Consider the following 7124-nt stretch of genomic DNA (forward strand, 5'->3'; position numbering starts at 1 on the left):
GTGGCGGGGGTGTTCGTCGCCACCGCCGACACCACCGCGGCGGTGCTCGGTGATCGTCGCCGCGAGGCCATCAGCCGCCTCGGAACCGTCGCGATCTCGGATGCCGGCAACTCTGTCGCCGACATCTGCGAAAAGGCGCTGGCGGCGCTCGCCCCGAGCGGGGCCGACGTTCCCGTCGCCGCGGTCTATCTCGACTCGCGCACCGAGCACCCCGAGCGGGCCGTACCGCGCACCTGGGACCGGGTCGCCGACCTCGGGACGATCGGCGACGTCGATGGACTCCTCGGGCCCGATGCCCAGCGGGTCCTCGACGAGGTGGCGGTGAGTTCGAAATCGGTCGTGCTCACGGGCGTCGCCGAACGCTCGCCCGGCGTCGTCGACCCCACGCGCCTGCTCGGCGCGCAACCGTTCGACACGGTGGTGCTGCTACCGCTGACCGTTCCCGCCCGCGCCACCGCGATCGGGGTGCTGGCGGTCGGTTTGAACCCCAATCTGGCATACGACGACAACTATGCGGCCCTCGTCCAGCTGATCGCCGCCAGAATCTCAGGCCTGCTGCGCGACAGCCTCGCCTTCGATGCCGAACGTCGCCGCGCCGACGCGCTCGCCGAGGTCGACAAGGCCAAGACCCGTTTCCTGGAGACGGTCAGTCATGAGTTCCGCACGCCGCTGGTGCTGCTCCTCGGACCGCTGCAGAGCGTCCTCGACGACGCCGACGCCCTCACCGACGAGCAGCACGAATCCCTCGAAACCGCGCGGCGCGCCGTGATGCGCCTGCAGCGACTCGTCGACGTTCTGCTGGAAGCGACCCGCGCCGAGTCGTACAAGGTGCGTCCGCGTCTGCAGCCCACCGATGCGGCGGCACTGACCGCGGCGTGTGTCGAGCTCTACGAGCCGATCGTGCGCGACGCCGGGCTGACTCTGGTGACCCGGATCGACGATGCGGCCGCAGAAACGATCGCGCTCGACCCGGAGATCTGGTCGCACATCGTGTTCAACCTGCTGTCCAACGCCGTCAAGTACACGCTCGACGGGTCGATCACCGTCGAGTTGGGCATCGACGGCGACCGGTTGGTGCTGTCGGTGACGGACACCGGTGTGGGGATACCTCCGGACGAAGCGACCCGAGTCTTCGAACGATTCCACCGGGTGGAGGGCGCGGCCGGTCGCACCGCCGAAGGCGTGGGCTTGGGTTTGTCGCTGGTGTCGGACTGGGTGCAGGCTCTCGGTGGGACGGTCGCGGTGACGAGCGCGCCCGGCGCCGGAAGCACGTTCACGGTATCGGTGCCGCGCGTTGTGAGCAGCGAGAAACCTGTTGCTGCAGAAGGTGTTCCGGCCTCGATGGGCGGGTCATATCTTGCCGAGAGTGCGCAGTGGGTGAACGAGCCGACCGACGCCCCCGTGGCGGATGCCGCCGGCGGCAGGCCCCGCATCCTGGTGATCGACGACAATGCAGACCTGCGGAACTACCTGACAAGTTTGCTGGGCCAACAGGATTGGCGCGTCGATGCGGTGGCCGACGTCGCGACCGCGCTGAAGCACATTCAGGATTCGCCGCCGCACCTCGTTCTCAGCGATGTGATGTTGCCCGGTCCGGACGGACTGGCGTTGCTGAAGCAGTTGCGCAACGATCCCGCGACCGCCCGGCTGCCGGTGATTCTGCTGACCGCGCGCGCCGGAACCTCAGCGGCGGTCGGTGGTCTGCAGGACGGCGCCGACGACTACATCACGAAGCCGTTCGAGCCCGACGAGTTGATCGCCCGGGTGCGGGTGAATCTGGAACTGTCCCGTTTGCGGGAAGAGATCATCGCGTTGAAGGAACGCGAATCAGGCCAGCTGCGTTCGGCTTTGGAGAGCCGAACCACGCTGAGCGAGGCAGTGGGTCTGATCATGGCGACGTTCCGGTGCGACGCGGATACCGCCTTCGAGAAACTCGTGGCCTTCTCGCAGCATCGCAACGTCAAGCTGCGCGTGATCGCACAGGAGATCGTCGAGGCCCACACCTCGTCGGTGCGCGAAGGGGGCTGATCGGGACGACTCCGTTCCGTGTGGATCCGTGGCCGCCGGGCGGACACGAATCCACACGGAACATACTGTGTCTCAGTTCTTCTCGTACAATTTGTCGATCTCCTCGGCGTACTTCGCGTCGATCGGCTTGCGCTTGAGCTTCATCGTCGGGGTCAGCTCGTCACCGGATGGTTCCCAGATGTTCGGCAGCAGCTTGTACTTCTTGATCTGTTCGACACGGGCCAGCTTCGAGTTCGCGACCTGCACGGCCTTGTCGACCGCTTCGACGACGAGCGGATTCTGCACGAGCTCCTCGTGTGCTCCCGTCAGACCGTGTTCGGCGGCGAACGCGGCGAGCGCATCCGGGTCGAGTGCGAGCAGCGCGACGTTGTAGGGACGGTCGTTGCCGATCGCGACGGCGCCGCCGAGCATCGGGCACGCGGCCCGCAGCGCACCTTCGATGTTGGTGGGCGACATGTTCTTACCGGCCGCGTTGACGATCAGTTCCTTCTTGCGGTCGATCAGCTTCACGTAGCCGTCGGCGTCGATCTCGGCGATGTCGCCGGTGTGCAGCCAGCCGGCGGCATCGATGGTTTCGGCGGTCTTCTCCGGGTCGTTCCGGTAGCCCTTCATCAGCAGCGGCCCGCGGACGAGGAGTTCGCCGTCCTCCGCGATCTTGATCTCCACGCCGTCCACGGGCTGCCCGACGGTGCCGATGCGGATGGCGTCCGGCCGGTTGAGTGTCACCACGGCCGACGTCTCCGACATGCCCCACACCTCGGAGCACGGGATCCCCAGGGCCAGGACGAATTCCAGGACCTCGGGGGAGATCGCGGCGGCACCGGTGACGGCGGCGCGCACCTGGTCGAGGCCGAGCTTCTTGCGGATCGCGGAGAGCACGAGCTTGTCGGCGAGCGCGTGCTGGAGCTCGAGCACCTTGGGTACCGGCTTGCCGTCCGACATCAGACGCGCACGCTTGCGGCCGACGTCGATGGACCACAACGCGAGCTTCTTCTTCACCGGGCTCGGCTCGTCGGCGAGGGTCTTGTCGATCGCCCCCTTGAGCTTGTACCAGACCTGGGGCACCGCGCCGAACATCGTCGGGCGAACGGTCGGCAGGACCGCGATGGCCTGCTTGAGGTCGTCGAGCGTGGTGATCTGCATGCCCGTGTGGATGGACGTGTAGTGCGCTCCCCACCGGTTGGCGATGTGCGCGTCCGGCAGATACGACACGAGCCGGTCGTCCGGGCCGGGGTTGAGGATCGGGGCGGTCGCCTCGATCTCCGCGATGAGGTTGGCGTGGGTCAGCTCGACGCCCTTCGGCGGACCGGTGGTGCCGGAGGTGTAGATCAGGGTCAGCAGGTCCGACGGCTCCACCGCCTGCCAGGTCGCGTCGAAGTCGAACGACGGATCGGCGGCGGCCTCGAGTTCGTCGAGCGTGATGGTCCCCTCCGGGTGCCCGTCGACGCACACCAGCTTTTCGACGGCGGTGCCGGGGATGGCCTTCTGCAGGACCGGGACGAACTGCTCCTCGCAGATCATCACCTTGTTGCCGGCGTTGCCGAGCACGTAGGTGATCTGTTCGGCGGTGAGCGAGTTGTAGATCGAGAACGCGGCGGCCCCCGCGTGCATGGCGGCGGTGTCGACGAGATGGAACTCGGGCCGGTTGGTCAGCATCAGGCCGACGGTGTCGCCCGGTTTCACGCCGAGCCCGGCGAGACCTGCGGTGAGCGTGCGGACCTTGTCGGCGTAGGCGCGCCAGGTGTAGGTGACGGAGTCGTCCGGGGTGCGCAGGGCAACCCGGTCGGGATACTTCGCGGCGGTCGCCTGGAACGCCTGACAGAGAGTGGTCGGTGCGGTCGTACGAGTTGTCATCGCTGTCCCCCAGAAGATTGTGACGAAGAGCATAAAACGGACTGCGCACGCATGTAATCGGATTGTGAGACGCACTGCGCCGGGCGGCGCGGGCGTGGCTTGCGGCGGCAGATTACCCAGAATGGGCATTGTGGCACAAGTCACACGAATGCGGCGGCGGTGCCGCGAAAAGGGGGAGGACACCCGGCAGCGCGAATGTCCGGAATCAGCGGACCGGCAGGCGAGACCTGCCGGTCGCCGCATCAGGGCCGGTCGAACTGTTCCTCGCGGCCCAGCTTGCGCAGACGCATCCACTCGCGCAGACCCGCCGGGTCGCGTCGGGTGACCAGGAAATACCAGCCGAACCGCACCCATTCCTGCGGCAGCAGCCTGCGCATGCCGGGCTGCGACAGCAGGTAGCCGCGGTTGCGGTAGGTGAAGAAGCGCTTCGTCTCGTTGTCCGGATACTGCGTGTGCATGCGGCCACCGAGGATCGGCTTGAACTCGTCCGCCCCGTCCGGATGCAGGTAGGCGGTCTGCAGGCACGTGCCGAAGGGCAGGCCCGACCGCACCAGCCGGCGATGCACCTCGACCTCGTCGCCGCGCACGAACAGCCGCAGATCCGGCACGCCCACCGCGTCGATCGCCGCGGCGGTGAACAGGGCACCGTTGAACAGCGACGCGATGCCGGGCAGCAGATCCTCGTCGCCGAGTTCGCTGCGCCGACGTCGCCACACGACGCCGCGACGCAGCGGGAACGCGAGCCGATCGGGGTCGGCGATGTCGCACACCACCGGAGACACCTCAGCCAGGCCGTGCCGATGCGCGCACGCCAGGAGGGTCTCGAGCACCTCGGGGCCGTCGGGGCGGCCGTCGTCGTCGGCGAGCCACACCCGGTCCGCGCCGAGCGCGAGCGCGTGCAGGATGCCGAGGGCGAACCCACCCGCACCGCCGAGATTGTGCTTGGACCCGATGTAGGTGGTCGGCAGAGGCGCGGATTCGACGAGCAGGCGCACCTCGTTCTCGTCGGCGTTGTCGACGACGATCAGATGGTCGAGCGGCCGGGTCTGCGACGCCAGCACCTTCAGCGAATCGCCGAGCAGTTCGCGACGCTTGTGGGTGACGACGACCCCGATGATCCGTTCCGGGCTGTCAGGCACCGGCGGCACCCGTCGCCGCTGTGCCGTTGGACACGACACCGTTCCGTTCCGCGCGTTCGCGTTCGAGTTCTTCGATGATCGTGCGCACGTGGTCGCCGGCGTCGTTGCCCTCGTAGGCGCGCACGACCTCTTCGATGCCGCCCTGCTCGCGGATCCGGCCGTGGTCGATCCACATCGCCTGGTCGCACAGCTGGGCGAGGAATTCGTTGGAATGGCTCGCGAACACGAGGATGCCGGAGCGCGCGACGAGTTCCTGCAGCCGGACGCGGGCCTTCTTCATGAACTCGGCGTCGACCGCGCCGATGCCTTCGTCGAGCAGCAGGATCTCGGGGTCGATGCTGGTCACCACACCGAGGGCGACGCGCACCCGCATGCCGGTGGAGTAGGTGCGCAGCGGCATCGACAGGTAGTCACCGAGCTCGGTGAACTCCGCGATGTCGTCGACCTTCTGCAGCATCTGCTTGCGGGTCATGCCCAGGAACATGCCGCGGATCAGGATGTTCTCGTACCCGGAGATCTCCGGGTCCATGCCGACACCCAGATCGAAGACCGGGGCCACGCGACCGCGGACGCGGGCGGCCCCGCGCGTCGGTTCGTAGATCCCGGACAGCAATCGCAGCAGCGTGGACTTGCCGGCGCCGTTGTGCCCGACGAGCCCGACGCGGTCGCCTTCCTTCAGCGACATCGTGATGTCGCGCAGTGCCTCGACCACGACGACGTCCGAGTCGTTGCGGCCGATCGCTCCGCCTGCCTTACCCAGGAACGCCTTCTTCAGCGAGCGGGTCTTGGCGTCGAAGATCGGGAAGTCGACGCACGCATTGCGCGTTTCGATGCTGACCCGGCTCACGATGCTGCTCCAGAGACTGACACGGGTTCCGAGGGTACCGGGCGCGCCCGAGAGCACGCCCGGCCCGGACCCCGAATGGGACTACAGGTACTGCCCGGTGCCCGGGCTGCCGGGGTTGTGCTGCTGGCGTTCCTCGGGATTGTGGGGGTTTCCGCCCAGCCCGGGGGGCAGTGCGCCCTGGCGCATCTGCTCGAGCTGCGCCCGCGCCGCCATCTGCTGCGCGAACAAGGCGGTCTGGATGCCATGGAAGAGCCCCTCGAGCCAGCCGACGAGCTGAGCCTGCGCGATGCGCAGTTCCGCGTCGGACGGCACCGCGTCCTCACCGAACGGCAACGCGAGGCGTTCGAGCTCCTCCCGCAGTTCGGGAGCGAGGCCCTGCTCGAGTTCGCTGATGGACGACTTGTGGATCTCCTTCAGGCGGGTGCGGCTCGCATCGTCGAGGGGAGCCGCCCGGACCTCCTCGAGCAGTTGCTTGATCATGGTGCCGATCCGCATGACCTTGGCGGGCTGTTCGACCATGTCGGTGAGGGATTCGGCGTCGCTCTCCTCGGTCTTCGCGGCCGTGTCACCGTTGGTGCCGGGCTTGGGGACCGCGACCGGCCGACCGTCGGGACCGATCACAAGGACGGGCTCGTTCTCCGGATGCGTCATACCTCCATCTTGTCTCCTCGGCGGGCGCGGTGTCGCCCCACCCCGGCTGAGGTGCGGAATGTCCGCTGTTCCCCGGCCGGTCGTCGCGTACTCCACGTCACGTTCGTCCGGGCGCGGACGTCACTTCATTGACAGCGGGATTTAGAGTGTCACGCATGGCTTACGACGTTGCCCGGATCCGGGGGTTGATTCCCTCGCTCGGCGACGGGTGGACCCATTTCGATCCGCAGGCCGGCATGCAGATCCCCGACGCGGTCTCCCGCACGGTGTCTACGGCGTTCCGGAATTCCACCGCGTCCTCGTCGGGCAGGCACATGTCCTCCCGCCGCAGCGGATCGATGCTGCAGGCGGCGCGGGAGGCGATCGCCGATCTCGTCGGCGGTGAGCCCGCCGGCGTGGTGCTCGGTTCCGACCGCGCCGTGCTCCTGGCGTGGCTCGCCGAGGCACTGAGCTCACGGCTCGGCCTGGGCACCGGGATGGTGCTGTCGCGGCTGGACGACGAGGCGAACATCGCACCCTGGCTGCGGGTCGCCAGCCGGTACGGTGCGCAGGTCCGCTGGGCCGAGGTGGACATCGAAACCTGCGATCTGCCCAGCTGGCAGTTC

General features: G+C 67.9%; 6 protein-coding genes. 2 read left to right on the top strand and 4 right to left on the bottom strand.

Annotated features, from left to right (window positions below):
- On the top strand, positions 1–2028 hold a 2028-nt coding region (locus I0Q12_RS10115; RefSeq protein WP_197251800.1), incomplete at its 5' end, for a response regulator.
- Between the two features lie 72 nt (positions 2029–2100).
- Here the strand turns inward: I0Q12_RS10115 and I0Q12_RS10120 are convergent.
- The 4 genes from I0Q12_RS10120 to I0Q12_RS10135 form a co-directional block, all read right to left on the bottom strand.
- Positions 2101–3882, bottom strand: a complete 1782-nt coding sequence (locus tag I0Q12_RS10120; RefSeq protein WP_197251801.1) for a long-chain fatty acid--CoA ligase — start codon at positions 3880–3882, stop codon at positions 2101–2103.
- A gap of 242 nt (positions 3883–4124) precedes the next feature.
- The gene (locus I0Q12_RS10125; RefSeq protein ID WP_197251802.1) at positions 4125–5021 is read right to left on the bottom strand and encodes a glycosyltransferase family 2 protein; all 897 of its coding nucleotides are present in this window, start codon (positions 5019–5021) and stop codon (positions 4125–4127) included.
- Entirely contained in the window at positions 5014–5871 is an 858-nt protein-coding gene (locus I0Q12_RS10130; RefSeq protein WP_197251813.1) for an ABC transporter ATP-binding protein, read from the bottom strand. Before I0Q12_RS10130 ends, I0Q12_RS10125 begins: the two co-directional genes overlap by 8 nt.
- A gap of 78 nt (positions 5872–5949) precedes the next feature.
- Positions 5950–6519, bottom strand: a complete 570-nt coding sequence (locus I0Q12_RS10135; RefSeq protein WP_197251803.1) for a bacterial proteasome activator family protein — start codon at positions 6517–6519, stop codon at positions 5950–5952.
- Between the two features lie 155 nt (positions 6520–6674).
- Between I0Q12_RS10135 and I0Q12_RS32570 the strand changes: the two genes are divergently transcribed.
- Positions 6675–7124 (top strand): aminotransferase class V-fold PLP-dependent enzyme (locus I0Q12_RS32570; protein WP_231610398.1); only part of this gene is annotated, 450 nt, incomplete at its 3' end.

The organism is Rhodococcus sp. CX, from assembly GCF_015865005.1.
Taxonomy (GTDB): Bacteria; Actinomycetota; Actinomycetes; order Mycobacteriales; family Mycobacteriaceae; genus Rhodococcus.